Here is a 17856-nt window from a genome sequence, read left to right on the forward strand (position 1 = left end):
CCTGCGGGACCGCAGGAGACGGTCGAATCCGCCCGGCCGCCGTGCTGGGAGGTGCGGACGAAATCGGGGCAGTGGGCCGGTGGCATGCGCCGAAGCTGTGGCCCGGCCGTAGCGGGAGGGCGGGTGGCCAGCAAGGATGGCGAGATGCGCACCGAAGAGAGCCTCGACCGCCTCCGCCCGGCGCACACAGCTCCCGCGGTGTTCGCCGCGGGAGCGTCGATCGGTGTGCTGGGCGGAATGATCGGGCTGGGCGGTGCGGAGTTCCGCCTGCCGCTGCTGATCGGCCTCTTCGGGTTCGCCGCGCTCTCGGCGGTCATCCTGAACAAGGCGATGAGCCTGGTCGTCGTCCTGGTCGCGCTCCCCGCCCGGATGGCCGCGGTCCCGGCCGCCGAAGTGGCCGCCCGTTGGCCCGTCGCGGCCAACCTCTTGGCCGGCAGCCTGCTGGGTGCGTGGGCCGGAGCCTCCTGGGCCGTCCGGATGCGCTCCGCCACCCTCTGCAAGGTGCTGGCCGTCCTCATGGTGCTCATGGCGGCTGCCCTGGTCCTGGCACACGCCGCCACGCTGCACGCGCTCGACCTGTCGCCATGGGCACGGATCCCCACCGGGATCGCGGCCGGGTTCGGCATCGGCGTGGTCGCGGCCATCATGGGCGTCGCCGGCGGAGAACTGCTGATCCCGACGATCGTGCTGCTCTTCGGCCAGGACATCAAGACCGCCGGCAGCCTGTCCCTGCTGGTGTCCCTGCCGACCATGCTCGTCGCGTTCGCCCGCTACAGCAGCGACGGCAGTTTCGCCGTCCTGGGCGCCAACCTCCGGTTCGCCACGCTCATGGCCGCGGGCTCGATCGCCGGTGCGGTCCTCGGCGGATTGCTGCTCGGGGTGTTCCCGGACGTGGTTCTGATCCCCGCGCTGGCCGTGATCCTTCTCGTGTCCGCGTACAAGCTGGCCCGCCACGAGTGACGTCACGGGGCATCTCGTGCGGTGTGCACCGGGCGAGGTGGCGGTGGCTGTCAGCTGTGCAGGTCGCGGCTGCTCGGCCGTCGATGCCGTCGGCCAGTTAGCGCGGCCGATGCCACATTTGTTGCTGTCTGCTCACTTACATCCGCTTTATACGGGTATGTGCGGGTTAACAGCTCCCTCTCAGGAGGTCATCATGGCGTCAACCCACCGCGCACCCATCGAAGAGCACCCCGACTTGATGGAGCTGCGTGCCCGGCACGACCGCGCGGCCGCCACGCCGCGTGCGCAGATGGTGGAGGCTCTCGCGCTGCTCACGGGTCTCTTCCTCGCGGCGTCCCCGTGGATCGTTGGCTTCGCCGGCTTCACGACCCTGGCCATCACCAACCTGATCGCCGGCATCGCCTACACGCTGTTCCTCGGCGGTCTGGGCAACTCCTACGAGCGCACCCACTCCATGGCCTGGGCAGCGGTCGCCATCGGTATCTGGACCTGCGTCGCACCCTGGGTCGTGGCCGGCGACGTCGCGCACACCCGGTCGATCACCACCAACCTGATCACTGGCGCCATCGCCACCCTCCTGGCCCTGGCCGCCGCCTCGGGCGCCCGTGACCATGACACCCGCCGTCACGACAGCGACTTGCACGGCTCTGCCTCGCGGCGCTCCATGCCGGGTGCTCCCTGACAGCGAAACCTCCACGATCCGACCGTGAGGGTCACGGCGCGGAACGCCGCCCGCCCGCCCCCTGGGGTGGGCGGGCTGCTGGGGCGGTGTGACGGAGTCAGGTCGTCTGTCCCGGCGGCCCGGCGCCTTGCCCGGAGTGCGGGGGTGGTCAGATCTTCGTTTTGTGCTCTTGTGTAGAGCTGCCGCTTCGGGGTACCCGGGTGGGAGCAGCCGTGTGGCTTGCTAAGAACGAGGATGGCGGTATGGCTGCTGTGGTCCCCCAAGAAGCGCGTGAAGCACTGGTCAGCCGCCCGATGGCGTCTGCAATCGCCCTGGACGGCAGCGAACCGATCGCTGAGGCCAGGCGCGCTGCCCGCAGTTTCATGACCTCAGTGCAGGCCGTTCACGGGTTTCCGGTGTCAGAGCGTGCGATGAGCATGGTGGAACTGGTCGTCAGCGAGTTGGTGACCAACGCCTACAAATACGCCCCCGGGCCGTGTCTGCTGGAACTGGAAGTCGGCGACGGCGTGGTGGAGATCAGCGTGTGGGACACCGCCGAGGTGCTGCCTGCGGCGAGCCCGGCTGATCCGGGCCGGGTCGGGCAGCACGGCCTGGAGATCGCGATGGCTGTGTGCCGCAGTTTCGAAGTGCGGCGCGAACCGGTAGGCAAGCGTGTGAAGGTCACGATAGGGCTGGCCGACGATCCCGGCGGGGCCCCGGCCGGCCGCGTGCTGTGATCACGAGGGCCAGGCCCTTGCCAGGAGACTGAGGCGGTGCCGGCACGGCGCGCAATCCGGCGGCCCGCACGCGCACACCCCACCCGAATCCTGACCTCACCGCCTGGGCGGCCGTTCGGAGCAGCCGGCGTGGCGGAAGGCCCGACTGCGGGCGACGGTGGCTGCGGTGCCGGCACGTCCGCCGGCACGCGCCGCGTCCTGTCGAGGAGTGTCATGTCCGAACGCAACACCGTCTTGCGCAGCCTGCACGATATCGGCCTGGCCGCCTGGTTCGGCGGCTCGCTCATGGGCGCCGTCGGCCTCAACGGCGCCGCCAAGGGCCACAGCGACAGCTGGCGTGACAACGCGCGGATCGCCAGCGCCGGCTGGGCCAAGTGGACCCCGGTCAGCGCGGTCGCGATCGGCGCGCACCTGGTCGGCGGCAGCGGGCTGCTCGCCGCGAACGCGTCCCGGGTCGCCACCCAGCAAGGGGTGGCCGCCTCCACCGTGGCCAAAACGGTGCTGACCGGCGTCGCCCTGGCCGCCACCGCCTACGCCCGGATGCTGGGCAAGAAGATCGAACTCGCCTCCTCGCAGGACCCGCAGGACGCGGAAGAGGCAGCTGCTGCCTTCGACATCAACAAGGCGGAACGCCAGCTGTCCTACGCCCAGTGGCTGGTACCGGCCGTCACCGGCGGCCTGCTCGTCCTCAACGCCCTGCACGGGGAGCAGCAACGCCCCGACCAGCAGGCGCAGGGCATGTGGCAGCGGGCCCACTCCCTGTCCCCGCGTATGCCAGGCAGCGACCACTGGCACCACCTGCGGGACTGAGCGCGCCGCCGAGTGCATCGGCCAGCGCCTCGAAGGCGTCCTGGCTGCAGGCGAACGGCGCGCGAAGGCCCGCCACGTACTGGTCGGGCCGGGTCTGATCCGCTGGCTTCATGATTCGGGATCGGCCACGCTCAGAGGCACCGCTTCACCCGCGTGGCCGAGGGAAGAACAAGCCATGATGGGGAAGCGGCGAGGTCACGGAGCACAAGGCCTGTCGCTGGGCAGGGCGGGCGGTAGTGCGCCAGGCTCCAGACACCTGTTGCTCCGAGGTCCATGACAAGCCCTTCCTGCCGGGTGCGGGACCGTCGTCGTAACGGTGCGGGCCAGACCTGCCTTCCTGACGGCTCCAACCTGTCCGGAAGCTGACCGCAGGCGTCTGGGTCAAACATCTTGACGGTCCCTCACACCTGGCATTCCGGGCCTGATGGCGGGTGCTCCCTCGCAGGGGGCCCTCCCCGGACAAGCCGGGCCCCCTGCGGCCGACGGCCCGGCCCGGGCCGGGTGAGAACGACGGCACCACTGTGAACGCCGACGAGCCGGGCGCCCGTGGTACCCGCACCCGGCACTTCCGAGAGCGACGTACGCGGGCTGCCGGCAGCCCACCGTTTTGCTAGGCGGGGGACAGTGCTGCGGTGCCCAGGTTGGCGTCCTGTGCGCACTGGGCGCGGTGCTCGATGAGGCGGCGGAAGCCCGCTAGGGCGTAGCGCTCTCCGGTGGAGGAGCCGGGCCCTCGGATGCCGGCGACTTGGGCCATGAGCCGTTGGGGCTGCGGCTGCCAGCCGACGGCCAGGACGCGCAGGCCGAGGCATTCCGCGCGTCGGTGCAGGTCCAGGAGGTGGAGCAGGCCGGAGGCATCCATGGCGACCGTGCCGTGCAGGTCGACCATGAGGTCGCGGGCGTCGACGTCGACGTCGTCCAGCGCCTGCTGGAGCACCACCCCTGCGTGTTCGTCGAGTTTTCCGCCGACCCTGATCAGGGCGGTGCTTCCGCAGTGCTGGACGTCCATGGTGATCATCCGACCTCTTTCCCCCGCAAGCACCGAGGCCTGCGGGCCTCCATCCTGGCCTGGTGCTCACCGGCGGTGGTACGAGGCGCGCTCAAGCCGTGGCTTCGGGTGTCGTGGGGCCCGCCCGACCCTTGCTCTGCGACGGCTGCTACCCGATCGGGCACGGACCGCGTGGTTCGGGGTGCGGCGGGTGCTACCAAGGGCTGTGGGCGCAGATGGTCTTGCCGCCGTCGGGGGTGGGTTCGATGTGGACGCGGGTGGTGAGGCGGTTGACCAGCAGCCAGCCCCAGCCGCCGGTTCCGTCCGTGTGGGGTTGTCGTGGCTGTGGCGGGTGGGGGCTGGTGTCGGTGACACAGATTTCGAGGTGATCCCTGTGCAGTTCCAAGCGGAGGCTGCACGGTCCGTTGGTGTGTCGGATCGCGTTGGTGACGAGTTCGGCCACGACGAGGAGGACGCCGTCGGCGTTCTCGGGCCGCGCAGGTGGCCTGACCTGGGTGGCGTGGTGGAGGAAGTCGCGGGTGGCGTCGCGTGCTGATGTTGCGGGGTGGCCGGTACGGGGCACAGGCTGGTTGAGGACGGGTGTGGCCATTGAGCCTCCTTCGCTGGTGGACCTGTACGGCGCCTGCCCAGCTACGGCCCGCTTGCCCGCTCTACGGCCAAAAACCTCGTTCTGCCCTGACATGGCGGTTTTGGTCGTGAGCGTGTTGGGCCGGCGGCGACCGCGGCCGTTTCGGCGCAGCCGGTAGGGCGGAGGGTTCTCCTCAACAGCCACCAGGTCCGAACGCACGGTCCTGCGGGTGCATGCGCGATGTGGGCCCGGCCGCATGGTTCGGCGCGTCGCAGATACGCGTGGTCGGCCGGAGTCAACGGCGCGGCCTGAGGCCGCAGCGGCAGCTGGCGCGACAACGCCGGAGCGCCAGCGTCGGCTGGGCGAAGTGGACCCCGGTGATGCCGCGGCGATCGGCTCCCATCTCGTCGGCACCAGCGGATTGCTCACCACGAACACGTCCAGGGCCGCGGCCCAGCCGCGCGCAGCCGCCTCCACCCTGGCCGCCGCCACGGCTCAGGCGCGCAGTGGCTGGTACCGGCGGCGGCGCGACCTGTCGCCGCACATGCCGTCCGGCGCCCCCCTGGTACCACGTAGGCGCCTGAGGGCAGTTCTCCTGCGTCGCATCCCTCCACGCGGCAGTCATCGTGTGTGAGCAGGTGGTCCTGTCGTCGACGGTTGTGAGGCTTCAGTGAGGTCGGCGCCGTGTGCGGCGTCGCGCTCGGAGTTGGCGACGCCGTGCCAGTCCAGGCACATGACGGTCGCGTCGTCGTCCAAGTGGCCATGGCTGGCGTCGACGATCGCTTTGATCAGGGTGCGGGCGGCTTCGCGGGGGTGCAGTGCGCGGGTGCCGACGATCAGGCTCGAGAGGTCGAGGTTCTCGGCGTTGCGCTCGAGCATGCCGTCGGTCAGCATGACCAGCCGGTCACCCGGCCGCAGGTCCAGCGTCTGCACCCGGTAGGTGTTGGGCTGGGCGCTGAGGCCGAAGGGGAGATCGACCTTCGGAACGACCTCTTGGATTTGTCCGTCCCGCATCCGCAGCGGCCAGGGATGGCCGGCGTTGACGAACTCCGTGTCGCCGTCGATCAGGCTGATGCGCAGCAGCTGGCCGCTGACGTAGCCGCTGCGGCCGTGATCGCGCATCGCCCGGTCGGCCTGGCGGGCCTGTTCGGCGAGGTCGGCGCCCTCCCGCCGGGCCCGTCGCAGGGCGCCCACCACCAGGGTGGCGAGCAGCGCCGCGTCGACGTCGTGGCCCATGGCGTCGGTCACCGACAGCTGGACGGTGTCCCGGTCGATCACGTAGTCGAAGGTGTCGCCCCCGACGTGGTCGGCGGGTTCCAGGGCCCCGGCGACCGCGAACTGTGCCGCCTCGCAGGCCAGCGACGCGGGAAGCAGCCGGTGCTGGATCTCCGCGGCCAGGCTCAGCGGCTTGGTGCGCCGGCCCCACTGGTACACATCGGTGTGCGACCGGTTGGCGATGACGATGTACGCCAGCGCGTGCGCGGTCTCGCAGATCTCCCGCATCACCTCCGCGCCCGGCGCCGCGGGCAGGAACAGCTCGAGGAGGCCGATGGCGTCCCCACGGTTGGTGACCGGGGCGACGACTCGCACCAGCCCCTTTTCGCCCCGGTGCTCCACCTGAGGCTGCTGGCTGCGGATCACGTCGTCGTACAGCGTGCCGCGCAGCGGGATCCGCCGGGCCGGCTCGCCGGTCTCGACGCTGTCCGCGGCCCCCAGCCGAACGACGGAGCTGCCGGTGAAGTCGGTGATCAGGAATGACACCGACGCCGCCCCGAGGTGGTCCTTGAGCATGCGCGCGACCACGTCGAGCGACTCCACGGGCGCTGCGGCCTCCGCCGCTTCCAAGGCTCCCGCCAAGGTCATCGCCCTACCCCCGTTGCTTCCGCCCGCGGGCGGGCGAGACTGCGGCCCGTCGTCTGGCTCTCCTGCGGTCACAGGGCTCCCCTAGCTGCTCGATGCCTCACCGGGACCCTCGACTCGGTGTGGGTCCGGACCGAGGACGGTGCCGGACAGGCCTATTCCACCATGAGGGCCTGGGGGGTCGGCGGTGTCGGCCGGCCCGTCGGCCTCTCTGGGGTCATGCGCGGCCAGGGGCCGTACTGGTTGGTCGCTCCATCTGCACGGCTGGCGACCGCCCCCCGAGACTTCCGATTACCTCCAAGGTAGACGTCTGAAAATCTATGACGGTCAGAGTAGACATTGGGTGGTGGCGTGAGTATGGTTTCTCTCGTAACACAGAGAGACCGAAGGGCCCGGGCAGAGACGAACTGCCGGGCAGCAGCACCCGCAGTACCGGTCGTTGCAGTCAGTAGGACGGTGCGGTGGTGGAGTTCCGAAGCCAGGAAGGTGCAGGACGGCGACGGGACTGACGATCGGACCGGGTGGCCCGTAGTGATCAGGGGCCGCCATCAGCAGTACCGCAGTCAACGCAGTGGCAGTACCCGCAGTAAGGGCAGTTCGCAGTACCCAGCAGTGAAGTGAGCAGCGCCCTCGGTGAAGGCGTCGGCTGCGGACGCGCGCACCGGGAAGTTCGGCAGTGGGGTTCTAAGCCAGAGCAGATGCAGGATGGGCGACGGGGCTGGCTGCCGAAGCGTGGTGCTTGGTCAGGCCACGAGGAGTTCAAGCAGTACGCAGTACCAGCAGTGCCCGCAGTACCGAATGGAGCAGTACTCGCAGTATCAGCAGTGCAGCAGTTCCCTTGCAGGAAAGTAGTTGATCACCAGAGGGAAGAACGGAGGAGTTGAGGCGCCATCAGGATCGCCCGGACGCCACGCGAGTCCGGGTACCGCAGGACATCGATAGTGAGGTGGTCTCCGGTCACGCATCCGCGATCCCCGCACCGCCTGTCCCCGTTCGGACGGGCCCGCGGAAACAGAAGGCCGGCGCAGGATCAGGGCCGGCAGATGGTGTAGCAGTTCCTTCGGGGCCCTGGTGCCATAGGTACCAGGGCCCCTCCATACGTTTCGCAAAAGAGGTGCGATGACAGCAGAAAGCCCCACCGGCCCGCTCCGCGGCCACTTGGACGACGACGACTTCCCCGCCTACACCATGGGCCGGGCCGCCGAGATGCTCGGCACCACCCCCGGCTTCCTCCGCGCCATCGGCGAGGCCCGGCTGATCACCCCGCTCCGCTCCGCGGGCGGCCACCGCCGCTACTCCCGCTACCAGCTGCGCCTCGCCGCCCGCGCCCGGGAACTCGTCGACCAGGGCACCCCCACCGAGGCCGCCTGCCGCATCGTCATCCTCGAAGACCAGCTCGAGGAAGCCCAGCGCATCAACGCCGAATACCGCCGTGCCGCCGGTTCGCCGAACCCCGCGGCCGCGGCCTGAGACCGACTTCGCGCCCGCCGGAAGCCGGCGGGCCCCGGAACCCAGGAGGACGCGGACGACGCGGCTGTTTCCTCTGGTAACAGAGGGTTCGGGCGTGTACCGTTTAGGTCAGCTGTCGTGGTTCGGAAGTTCCCTTTGCCCACGCCTTCGGCGTGGGCGTTTTGCTGTGCTGTGCCGCAGGAACCAGGGCGATCACCTCCGCCTTCAGCATGTTGCGGGAGGCGTTCATCGACTGGAAGGCATTTGTTATGGCTACGGGAACTGTGAAGTGGTTCAACGCGGAGAAGGGCTTCGGCTTCATCGCCCAGGACGGCGGCGGCCCGGACGTCTTCGCCCACTACTCCGCGATCAACTCGTCGGGCTTCCGTGAGCTCCAGGAAGGCCAGACCGTGACGTTCGACGTCACCCAGGGCCAGAAGGGCCCCCAGGCCGAGAACATCAACCTGGCCTGATCCTTTCCCGCCCAGCCGACGGGCACCGACGATCGGCCCTGCTCCCGGCCGGCCGGTAGCAGGCGACCCGTGGTCCTGAGGCTCGGCGGGAAGAAAGCGGTACCAGGTGAGGGCCGCGCGCTGGCGCGCGGCCCTCCCCTCTGGCGGCAGGACAGCGGCCTCTCCCGGCCACGGTCAGCCCGAGCAGGCCCGCACGTGACGGCATGCTCATCACTCCTGCGGCCGAGCGGGCTGGGGCGGTATGACTCTCCTGACCGAGGGCAGGCGATAACCCTGATGAACCTGCCCGCAGCCGACGAGGCTCCCGGCTCCGATCGCCCTGAAGACGGCGACCAGGCGATCGCTCGCTTGGCCTGGTCGATCCAGGCCGCCGCCTGACGCCCGTGACCGGCAGGTCAGCCGGCCCACAGGAAGGCCGCAGGCTGCCTCGTTCCGCCAGACGCTCCGGTTGCTGCGGGCCCGGACAGTGGCCACGCGCACGCCTTCGTCTGCGCGACAGGCCACCGGGCGGCCTGGTCAGTGGGTCACAAGTCGGGCAAGCTGGACGTCAAGATCAGTGTCGCGTGCTGGAGGAGGCGTCCTTGGAGCCGACTGTGACTGTCCTGCCCGACCGCGAAGGGCTACGCGTGGTGCGGTGCGCGGGCGAATTCGACCGGACCAACCTCGGCCCACTGCGCACCGCGTGCGAAACGGCTGTCGCAGCCGGCGTCGATCGAGTGGTCCTCGACGTCCGCGGCGTCACCTTCGGCGACTCCACGTTCTTGCACCTGCTCCTCACCTTCAACGACAGATGCGATCTGCGACTGGGGGGCCCGCTGACACGCCAAGTGGCTCGTCTGCTGTCCCTGACCGGCACGGATCAGGTGCTCACCGTCGATGATGACCTCGCCGACGGCCGGGTCGAGTAGCGGGAAGCGAGCGTCGGCAGGTCGGTCGGCGGAGGAGTTCGGTCGGATTCGGGGCAGCGCGGGATCGGGCAGCTGCTGTCCGCAGAGACCCGGCCTGCTTCCGTGACGGCGCAACAGGCCCTGCGGGACTGTCCGTTGCCGCGGGAGACGGTCGAGGCGATCGTGAGGGTGGTGGGAGCCGGTGACGACGACCTGCTCGACCGCCTGCTGCGTGGTGACGGGTGGGTTACGGACCGCCACGGCCCCCGGTGCGGGGTCGTTGGGCTGCTTATGAACCAGAGAACCGTTCCAGCGCCCAGGGGTTTCACCGATGGGAGGGTGGGCGCCGGGCGGGTTTCGGATTCGCCGATCTACGACGCCCTCGAACGGCAGTGGCGCCAGGAAGGCCGGGAAGTACCGGGCAGGGGAGGAACCGCGCCAAGGGGCAGGCACCGGTCAGGAGACGCAGATCTCTTCCACCGCGGCTGACCGGACGAGCAGTTCAACATGTTCGCGCCGCCCCGCACCAACGGGTCGTCGTCTACCAGCCCGCCCCCGACACCCCCACCCGGGGCGGTTCAAGCGGCTGCGCCTTGACGCCACGGCGCAGGGCGTGCCGGTCTCCGCCGCAGCCGTGACGGCCTGCCGTCCTCCCTGAGGGCCGTGCACCTCTTCTCGTCCTCTTGACGATATCGGCGCCTCTCGTTATCGTCGCATTGACGAAATTAAGGGGGTTCGCCATGGCCGACATCACCCGGCGCTTCGGCTGGCGTCATCTGCGCTCCGCGCCCACCGCTCACATCCGCCACCACAAGCGAGGCCGACTCGTCCACGACGGGCGCGGGCTCAGTTTCTGGTACCGGTCGCTGTCGGCGGCGCTTTCCGAAGTGCCCGTCGACGACCGTGAGTTGGCCATGGCGTTCCACGCCCGTACGTCCGACTTCCAGGACGTCGCCGTGCAGGCCACCGTCACCTACCGGATCAGCGACCCGGCCGAGGCGGCGGAACGACTCGACTTCTCCGTCGACCCGGACACCGGGAGCTGGCGCGGCGCGCCCCTGGAGCAGATCGCCACCCTTCTCACCGAGACCGCGCAGCAGCACTCGCTGGACGTACTGGCCCGGACTCCACTGGCCGTCGCCCTGGTGGACGGCGTCGCCTCCGTACGGGAACGGGTCGCCGCCGGTCTCGCCGCCGAGCCCCGGCTCCCGGCCACCGGAATCGACGTGGTGGCCGTGCGGGTCGTGGCGATCCGCCCCGAGGCCGATGTGGAGCGCGCCCTGCGCACCCCGGCCCGCGAGCAGATCCAGCAGGAGGCGGACCGGGCCACCTATGAACGGCGGGCCGTCGCCGTCGAGCGGGAGCGCGCCATCGCCGAGAACGAGCTGGCCAGCCAGATCGAACTGGCCCGCCGTGAAGAGCAGTTGGTCGAGCAGCGCGGCACCAACAACCGTCGCGAGGCCGAGGAGAAGGCGGCGGCCGATGCCGTGAGGACAGAGGCCGAGGCGGCCCGCAAAGTCCGCCTGGCCCGCGCGGATGCCGAGGTGGCGCGCGAGACGGGCGCGGCGCGCGCCGAGGTTCAGGCCGCATGGCTGCGCGTGCACGACGAAGCCGCCCCGGGCACGCTGCACGCCCTTGCGGCGACCCGGCTGGCGGAGAACCTGCCGCGGATCGAGAGCATCACGCTCTCTCCCGATGTCCTGACCGGGCTCCTCAGCAGGCTCGGACGTCCGGAAGGCGGCGCGGGCGCGTGAGCCTGGCCCCGCGGGCGGTGCTCGTACACCGCAGGACCGAGTACGAGGAGCTGCTCGCCCGGCACGGGACGCACGGGCAGGCCGCGTTCTTCCTCTCCAGCCGCGGCCGGTCGATCGACGAGGTGGTCCGCCGCCACGACCGCACCCGGGAGGCACTGCGGGAGGTGGCGGCGGCGGTGCCACTCACATGGCGCAGCTCCCGGGTGGAGCGGGCGGACCTGGACCGATTCCTGTTCGCCCCGGAGGACGTGGTGGTCGTGGTCGGCCAGGACGGCCTGGTCGCCAACACCGCGAAGTACCTGCGCGGACAGCCGGTGGTGGGCATCGACACCGACCCGGGCCGCAACCCGGGGGTCCTGGTCCGCCACCGCTGCACCGACGCGGCCGCCCTGCTCCGTGCGGCGACCGCCGCCGGGGGCCGGGCAGAGGAGCTGACCATGGTCGAGGCCGTCGCCGACGACACCCAGCGCCTTCTCGCGCTGAACGAGATCTACCTGGGCTCGCCCGGCCACCAGACGGCCCGCTACCGTCTGGGCTCCGACGGCGAGACGGGCCCGGGCGAGGCCCAGGCGTCCTCCGGGGTGCTGGTGGGCACCGGCACGGGCGCCACCGGCTGGCTGCGCTCCCTGTGGCTGGAGCGCGGCAGCCCCGCACGGCTGCCCGCACCCTGCGACCGGCGTCTCCTGTGGTTCGTGCGCGAGGCCTGGCCTTCCCCCACGACCGGAACGACGAAGGTCACCGGTGAGCTGGAGCGGGGACAGGGGCTGCAGCTGACCGTGGAGTCGGATCGGATCGTGGTCTTCGGCGACGGAATGGAGAGCGACGCCCTGCAACTGACCTGGGGTCAGAGCGTACGGCTGGGCATTGCGGATACGTCGCTGCGCCTGGTGACGTGAGCGCCCTGCCCCGCCCCGACTGCCGCCATTGCTCACCGCGCCCCGCTCAGAGTTCGGCAGCAGCAACAACCCGGGCGGGGTCACCCTGTACGCGGTGCAGGAGTGACTGGTCGCCGAGCGATGCGGCCCCGGAGCCCAGGAAGGGCAGGGTTCCAGGTTGTAGGGGCGGGCTTCCGCCCCGACCTCTCACCGAAGTACCGGCCTCCTTGTCAGGGACCCGGCGGAGGGACGTTGCGGAGGGACGGTGCGGAGGGACGGTGCGGAGGGACGGTGCGGAGCCGGGGTCGGGGCGTCCGCGGCCGAGCCTTCCGTTTGCCGGGTGGGGGCGGCGTACCGGCCGCCGCCGGGCCTGCCGGGGCCGGTGCGGTTCATCCGGCCGCGCGGAGTCGGGTGGCGGCCGTTTCGGCCTCCCGCACGACGCGGTTCGTGTCGACGTCCACGAGCCGGCCGTCGAACTTGAGGGGCCGTCCGTCCACGAACACGGCGTCGACGTTCTCGGGCCGCCCGTTGTAGACGGTCTGTCCGACCCAGTCGAAGCGCGGCGCGAAGTTCAGTGCCGCCGGATCGACGACCACGACGTCAGCACGCTTTCCGGGGGTCAAGGAGCCCACCCGGTCGCTGATCCCGAGGACCTCGGCGCCGCCCAGCGTGGCCATCCGCAGGACGTCGTGCACTTGGGGGAAGACCCCGGCCTCCGCCGCGCGGGCGCGCTGCAGGCCGATGGCCGTCTTCATCAGCGCGTGGAAGTCCGAGCTGTCGTTGGTCCCGCCGTCCAGGCCGAGGCCGACCTTGACGCCCCGCCGTCCGAACTCCGACAGGCGCATGATGCCCGAGGCCAGCCGCATGTTGCTGAGCGGGCAGTGGGCCGCGCGCACGTCGTGCGCGGCGACGGCGGCTATCTCGTCGTCAGTCAGGTGGATCGCGTGGTTGATCAAGAGTCGCGGACCGAGGGCGCCGATGTCCGCGAGGACTCCGATGGGGTCGTCGGCGCGTTGCTCGGGGCGTTCCAGGACGTGGGAGTTGAGCATGACTCCGAGGTCCTGGGCGGCTTCCCAGTGCGCGTGGTTGAGGTGTTGGACGGGGCGCGCCGCGTGCGTGGCGACCTGGAAGCCGGCGAGCGGAACGGGGTCGACGAGTTCCTTCTTCACCTTCGTGACCAGCGTCGGGTCGGCTTCGGAAGGGAACATCGCGTAGGTGAACCGGACTCCGGTACCGGCCAGGGCCCGTACGTAGCTTTCGATGAGGTCGTACGAGAAGATGTCCACCCAGTCCACGAGTGTGGTCACGCCCGACTGGACGGCGTCCAGGGCGGCGAGGCGTACGAAACTGTGCACGGCCTCGGGGGTGAGCCGGTTGCGCTGGGGGTTGGTACATCGGGTGAACCAGCCGAACAGGTCCCCGTCGGTACAACCCCCGCAGATCACCGCCTGCCAGAGGTGGGTGTGCGTATCGACGAAGCCCGGCATCACCAGCTTGCCCGACGCGTCCACGATCCAGGTGCCGGGCGGGGTCCGCAGGCTCCTGCCGACGGCGGCGATGGTGCCGTTCCGCATCAGGACGTCGGCGTTCTCGACGGCGCCGAGGGGGCCGCTGCCGAGGGCCGGGTCCATGGTGAGCACCAGCGAGGCGCCGCGCAGCAGGACCACTGGACCGACCGGGACGTGCGGGTCGGCGGGGCGGCTCGGGGGCTCGGGGCGGGTGGTGGTGCCGAGGAGGAGCGGGGTGGCAGCGGCCAGGCCGAGGCCGGTGAGGATTTCGCGGCGGCTGGGGGCCGGCGACGGGGTGGGGGATGACTGCATGGCGTAGTACCTCCCGAAGGCTCAGAACGGAAGGCCCGCCCCGGCGGCGGCGTGTGAGCGTCGGGCAGGGGCGGGAAATTACACGCAGCATTCCCAGCGAACGGCCATTCGATAGGCGTCTGCGGAAAACATTTTCCGTTCCTGCCATCTGCCGCCATCCCCCGCGCCCGGACCGCCGGTGTACCCCAGCGCGGGTCGCCCCGACAGCGGTGGCGCCCCGCCGGTCCCCTCTGGCGAACGGAGTGCGGGGCCTGAAGTGCAGTACGTCGCCCTACTTGAAGGACAGGGGTCAGAACACGGTGACCGTGAAGGCGTTGTCCACGTAGCTGCCGTTGAGGTCGTACGTGTACACCGTGACGGAGTCTGGGCCGCAGACGGCGTTGGATGCGGTGCTGAAGCTACGGCGGTTGGAATTGGGCAGCTCGACGTGGACCACGCTGAACGCCAGGTTGACCTCTTCGCTCACGTTCACGCAGTAGCGGCCCGTGTTGACGTGGCGCACCCAGTCGATGTTCTTCGCCCGTCTCAGGGTGCCGGAGGCGGCGACATCCGCGGCCGCCTGGACGTAGGGCGAGGTGATCGGCCTCGGGTCGGCCGCGGCGGCGGCCCCGGGGACGGCCAGCGTCCCGATCAGAGCGGCTGCGGCTGGCAGGACGGGCATGAAACGGTGCATGACTCACTCCCGGCGAAGGCGTCCTACGGCGAGTTGCGGACGATCCATCCACACTCGACCCGTGCGCACCACCGTGCAGCCGCCACGCCGATGCGGCATCGGCCAACCGGGGCCGAAGGTCACCCGCGTGGCCCGGACGCCAGGAGGGCGCCTCGAGCTGCAGCGTCGACCCCACGCTGTTGTGTGTGGTCTGGTCTGTCTCTCTGTCAGGAGGTCATGATGAAGCGCAGGGCGAGGCCGGAGGCGGTTGTCCAGTAGGTGACGCGGGCACCGTCGTCGAACGGGACCTGGCCGGGCAAGTCGATGTTGAGCGGCTCGCTCGCCTTGCTGCCGGGATCGGGGCCCTGGAGGCTGAGGGGGAGGATGTCGGTGTCGTAGGTGTCCATGCGGCCGCCGGTGGCGAGGAGGGCCGCGTACGCCTTCTCGCCGGGTGCGAGGGTGACGGGAGCGTCCTCACTGTCCTTGATCACGGCGATCGGGCTCCTGGCACCGGCGAACTTCAGGTAGGGGTATTGGTAGAGGTGACACCTCTTGTTACCGGTGTTGGTGACGGTGAGGAGGAGGTGCCTTACGCTCTTGCCCTCCTCGTCCTGGCTCGTCGCGGAGAACGCGACACCATCCGCGGCGCACGCCACAACGGCGGTAGTCGCGGTGGGCGAGGGCGCGGTGGGGGAGGGCGCAGTGGGAGAGGCGGCGGGCGGGGCCGGGCGCTGATGGGGCTCCGGTCCGCCCAGGGCGGTGTTCAGGCCGAACACGAGGGCCGCGGCTGCTACGACCGTGCCGCCCCCGAGGGCGGTGTGCCGGCGGCGCCGACGGGAGACGGCCCGGCGGCGGACCTCCGCGCCGGTCGTGGGGGCGGGGCTGCCCGCGCTGTCGGCCAGATCGCGCAGGACGGAGGAGAGGTCATCAGGCACGGTCGTCCTCCTTGTTCTCTCCACTCCCGCCCGCCGCAGCGACCTCGCTCGCCGGCAGCAGCTTGGCGAGGGCTGCCCGGCCGCGCGCAAGGCGGGCCTTGACCGTACCGGTTGGGGCGCCGGTCTCGGAGGCTACCTGCTCCACGCTGAGGTCACACAGGTGGTGCTGCACGATCGCCAGGCGCTGGGGCTCCGGGAGCTGTCGCAGCGCTGCGACGAGGGCGACGTGTTCGGGGCCCGGTCCCGGCGCGTGACCGGGCGGCGGGGTGCGGCGCACCAGCTCCAGCCACCGCCGCGCCCGCCGCCAGTGGCTGACCGCAAGACGCATGGCGACGGTGCGGATCCAGGCCTCCGGGGCCTCGGTGGCAAGGAAGTCACGACGCCGGTCCCAGGCACGTACGAAGGCCTCCTGAACCACGTCCTGAGCCTGGCCGTGGTCACCGGTGAAGGAGTACACCTGGCCGACGGTCCGAGGGAACGCAGACGCGTAGAACGCGTCGAACTCGTCCTCCGTCATGCCGCCCCCATCGGTCCCGGATTCTTTCTGTCTCGCATGCAACCCGGTGACGTCCGGCGTGCGTACAGGTCGTGCAGATCGAAGCACACCACACAGGGGGCTCCGTTGACCAGGGGAAACAAGGCAATCAGCAAGGCTGCGGCCGTGGCCGCTCTCGGTGCGTTGCTGCTGGCGTCCACAGCATGTGAGGAGAGCGGGGCCGATGGATCGGCCGGCTCCAAAGCCTCGGGCCGGCCGGGCACGACGAGCTCGCCGAAGGCGGGTCAGACGGCTTCGGCCACAGCGCGCGACGGTTCGGGCAACACCGGCGGTGATTCCGGGAACGGCGTCGGCACCGCCGTTGTGGCGTGCGCCGCGGATGGTGTCGCGTTCTCCGCGACGAGCCAGGACGAGGAGGGCAAGAGCGTAAGGCACCTCCTCCTCACCGTCACCAACACCGGTAACAAGAGGTGTCACCTCTACCAATACCCCTACCTGAAGTTCGCCGGTGCCAGGAGCCCGATCGCCGTGATCAAGGACAGTGAGGACGCTCCCGTCACCCTCGCACCCGGCGAGAAGGCGTACGCGGCCCTCCTCGCCACCGGCGGCCGCATGGACACCTACGACACCGACACCCTCCCCCTCAGCCTCCAGGGCCCCGATCCCGGCAGCAAGGCGAGCGAGCCGCTCAACATCGACTTGCCCGGCCAGGTCCCGTTCGACGACGGTGCCCGCGTCACCTACTGGACAACCGCCTCCGGCCTCGCCCTCCGCTTCATCATGACCTCCTGACAAACAGACCAGACAGCCAGACAGCCAGACAGCCAGACAGCCAGACAGCCAGACAGCCAGACAGCCAGCCAGTCAGACAGACCAGATGCCAGGACGCCCACCGCACCTGGGCCGGTGGGGTCGGTCGATCGGGGTGTCAGGTGTGGAGGAGGCTATCGGGACGGCCACCCGCTTGCCGCTTCGGCGATGCGGGTCGGCGCGAGCCGTGGGACGGTGCACGGACGGGAAACCGGCGACGACGGTGCGTGTCCCACGTATACAAGCCCGGCCGGTGCCCGTTGTCCCATCGGCCGGGCCTCACGTGTTCCCTCCCCGGCGGGCCTGCTGCCCGGTCTGTGAGCGAGCCGACGGCGCCAGGGGTGCCTGGCTTCGCCCCTACAACTCGATGTTCCCCTGACTCGAAGCGTCGGGCCGCATTGTCACGCGCGCACATCGAATGAGATCCATACGTCGGGCGGCAGGTCGGGCCGGCCGGGAACCGGCCTGCGATCCTCCGCCCATCCGTCACCCGCGATCTCGGCCGCAACGCGGCGCCAGAAGGACACGGCGCCCACGTTGGCGTCCTGGAAGGCGACTTCCCACGGCCCCGGATGCTTGGCGACCACTTCCTGAACGGCACGTATTCCGATCCCGGATCTGCGAGCCCCCCGTACCACGAAGAAGCCATTGAGGACGCGCGTGTGGCCGCCCAGGCCTCGGACGAGAGCGAGACCGACGGGGTGTTCGCCGCTGAGCAGCAGGTACGGCGCCCAATCGGGGTCTGTGAAGGCTGCCTGGAGCCATTCGCTCCGGAACGTCCCGTCTGGGCGGGGCAGTTGACCGCCAAACTCGGACAGGTCATGGCGGAACATCAGCCAGAGGTGTTCCATGACAGAACGGTCGGCATCGTTCGCGAGGCGCAGAGATATGCCGGACATGCAACTCCTTCACGGGGATGACGACCATCGGGCAGCGCCGCATGCCGGATCCGTGGACACGCGTCGGTACGCAAAACGGCGCCCGCACGGGCGGGCCCACTGGCGCGAAGGACAAGGCGGGCCAGGGCACAAAAAAGCCTCTCGGTCGGATGCGCATCCGGCCCGAAAGGCTGACGACGTGATTTTAGCAGCCACCTGGGTGAG

The 17856-nt window shown here is 70.3% G+C and carries 18 protein-coding genes; 10 read left to right on the forward strand and 8 right to left on the reverse strand.

The genetic code is table 11. The features are described from left to right. The first annotated feature begins 123 nt into the window (after positions 1-123). The 4 genes from BGK67_RS32140 to BGK67_RS32155 all read left to right on the forward strand — a co-directional run bounded on the left by BGK67_RS32140 (position 124) and on the right by BGK67_RS32155 (position 3168). Positions 124-960 carry a sulfite exporter TauE/SafE family protein gene (locus BGK67_RS32140; RefSeq protein ID WP_244291378.1) on the forward strand — a complete coding sequence of 279 codons (837 nt, stop codon included), beginning with the start codon at positions 124-126 and terminating at the stop codon, positions 958-960. 193 nt (positions 961-1153) lie between these two features. Then, on the forward strand, positions 1154-1642 hold the full coding sequence (locus tag BGK67_RS32145) for an SPW repeat protein (protein WP_069923353.1): 489 nt from the start codon (positions 1154-1156) through the stop codon (positions 1640-1642). Positions 1643-1935: 293 nt separating this feature from the next. Further along, complete coding sequence (locus BGK67_RS32150) at positions 1936-2358, forward strand: ATP-binding protein (protein WP_069924273.1); 423 nt, start codon at positions 1936-1938, stop codon at positions 2356-2358. A gap of 213 nt (positions 2359-2571) precedes the next feature. Continuing rightward, positions 2572-3168, forward strand: a complete 597-nt coding sequence (locus BGK67_RS32155; protein ID WP_069923354.1) for a hypothetical protein — start codon at positions 2572-2574, stop codon at positions 3166-3168. A gap of 610 nt (positions 3169-3778) precedes the next feature. Here the strand turns inward: BGK67_RS32155 and BGK67_RS32160 are convergent. The 3 genes from BGK67_RS32160 to BGK67_RS32170 all read right to left on the reverse strand — a co-directional run bounded on the left by BGK67_RS32160 (position 3779) and on the right by BGK67_RS32170 (position 6605). Continuing rightward, positions 3779-4183, reverse strand: a complete 405-nt coding sequence (locus BGK67_RS32160; protein WP_069923355.1) for an STAS domain-containing protein — start codon at positions 4181-4183, stop codon at positions 3779-3781. Positions 4184-4367: 184 nt separating this feature from the next. Continuing rightward, a complete protein-coding gene (locus BGK67_RS32165; protein WP_069923356.1) occupies positions 4368-4763 on the reverse strand; it encodes an ATP-binding protein in 396 nt (131 codons plus the stop codon). A gap of 600 nt (positions 4764-5363) precedes the next feature. After that, entirely contained in the window at positions 5364-6605 is a 1242-nt protein-coding gene (locus BGK67_RS32170) for a PP2C family protein-serine/threonine phosphatase (protein ID WP_069923357.1), read from the reverse strand. 1116 nt (positions 6606-7721) lie between these two features. Here BGK67_RS32170 and BGK67_RS32175 point away from each other — a divergent pair. The 5 genes from BGK67_RS32175 to BGK67_RS32195 all read left to right on the forward strand — a co-directional run bounded on the left by BGK67_RS32175 (position 7722) and on the right by BGK67_RS32195 (position 12061). Beyond that, positions 7722-8072, forward strand: coding sequence for a MerR family transcriptional regulator (locus tag BGK67_RS32175; protein WP_069923358.1), 351 nt, complete (start codon positions 7722-7724; stop codon positions 8070-8072). Between the two features lie 248 nt (positions 8073-8320). After that, positions 8321-8524 (forward strand): cold-shock protein, encoded by a 204-nt coding sequence (locus BGK67_RS32180; RefSeq protein WP_030325187.1) that lies wholly within the window; start codon positions 8321-8323, stop codon positions 8522-8524. Positions 8525-9105: 581 nt separating this feature from the next. Next, positions 9106-9432 carry an STAS domain-containing protein gene (locus BGK67_RS39170; RefSeq protein ID WP_167739617.1) on the forward strand — a complete coding sequence of 109 codons (327 nt, stop codon included), beginning with the start codon at positions 9106-9108 and terminating at the stop codon, positions 9430-9432. A 719-nt stretch (positions 9433-10151) separates the two neighbouring features. Continuing rightward, positions 10152-11165 (forward strand): SPFH domain-containing protein, encoded by a 1014-nt coding sequence (locus tag BGK67_RS32190; protein WP_069923359.1) that lies wholly within the window; start codon positions 10152-10154, stop codon positions 11163-11165. Then, the gene (locus tag BGK67_RS32195) at positions 11162-12061 is read left to right on the forward strand and encodes a hypothetical protein (protein ID WP_069923360.1); all 900 of its coding nucleotides are present in this window, start codon (positions 11162-11164) and stop codon (positions 12059-12061) included. The genes BGK67_RS32190 and BGK67_RS32195 overlap by 4 nt, the downstream gene beginning before the upstream one ends. 368 nt (positions 12062-12429) lie before the next feature. On the opposite strand, the gene BGK67_RS32200 is transcribed toward BGK67_RS32195, so the two are convergent. The 4 genes from BGK67_RS32200 to BGK67_RS32215 all read right to left on the reverse strand — a co-directional run bounded on the left by BGK67_RS32200 (position 12430) and on the right by BGK67_RS32215 (position 15964). Beyond that, positions 12430-13860, reverse strand: coding sequence for an amidohydrolase family protein (locus BGK67_RS32200; RefSeq protein ID WP_244291380.1), 1431 nt, complete (start codon positions 13858-13860; stop codon positions 12430-12432). Between the two features lie 289 nt (positions 13861-14149). Beyond that, positions 14150-14533, reverse strand: coding sequence for a hypothetical protein (locus tag BGK67_RS32205; protein WP_069923361.1), 384 nt, complete (start codon positions 14531-14533; stop codon positions 14150-14152). Between the two features lie 206 nt (positions 14534-14739). Continuing rightward, positions 14740-15447, reverse strand: a complete 708-nt coding sequence (locus tag BGK67_RS32210) for a DUF4232 domain-containing protein (RefSeq protein WP_167739618.1) — start codon at positions 15445-15447, stop codon at positions 14740-14742. After that, entirely contained in the window at positions 15440-15964 is a 525-nt protein-coding gene (locus tag BGK67_RS32215) for a SigE family RNA polymerase sigma factor (RefSeq protein ID WP_069923362.1), read from the reverse strand. The genes BGK67_RS32210 and BGK67_RS32215 overlap by 8 nt, the downstream gene beginning before the upstream one ends. Positions 15965-16069: 105 nt before the next feature. Between BGK67_RS32215 and BGK67_RS32220 the strand changes: the two genes are divergently transcribed. Continuing rightward, the gene (locus BGK67_RS32220; RefSeq protein ID WP_167739619.1) at positions 16070-16735 is read left to right on the forward strand and encodes a DUF4232 domain-containing protein; all 666 of its coding nucleotides are present in this window, start codon (positions 16070-16072) and stop codon (positions 16733-16735) included. Between the two features lie 419 nt (positions 16736-17154). On the opposite strand, the gene BGK67_RS32225 is transcribed toward BGK67_RS32220, so the two are convergent. Next, positions 17155-17652, reverse strand: a complete 498-nt coding sequence (locus BGK67_RS32225) for a GNAT family N-acetyltransferase (RefSeq protein ID WP_069923363.1) — start codon at positions 17650-17652, stop codon at positions 17155-17157. Between the last annotated feature and the right edge of the window lie 204 nt (positions 17653-17856).

The organism is Streptomyces subrutilus (assembly GCF_001746425.1).
Lineage (GTDB): Bacteria > Actinomycetota > Actinomycetes > Streptomycetales > Streptomycetaceae > Streptomyces > Streptomyces subrutilus_A.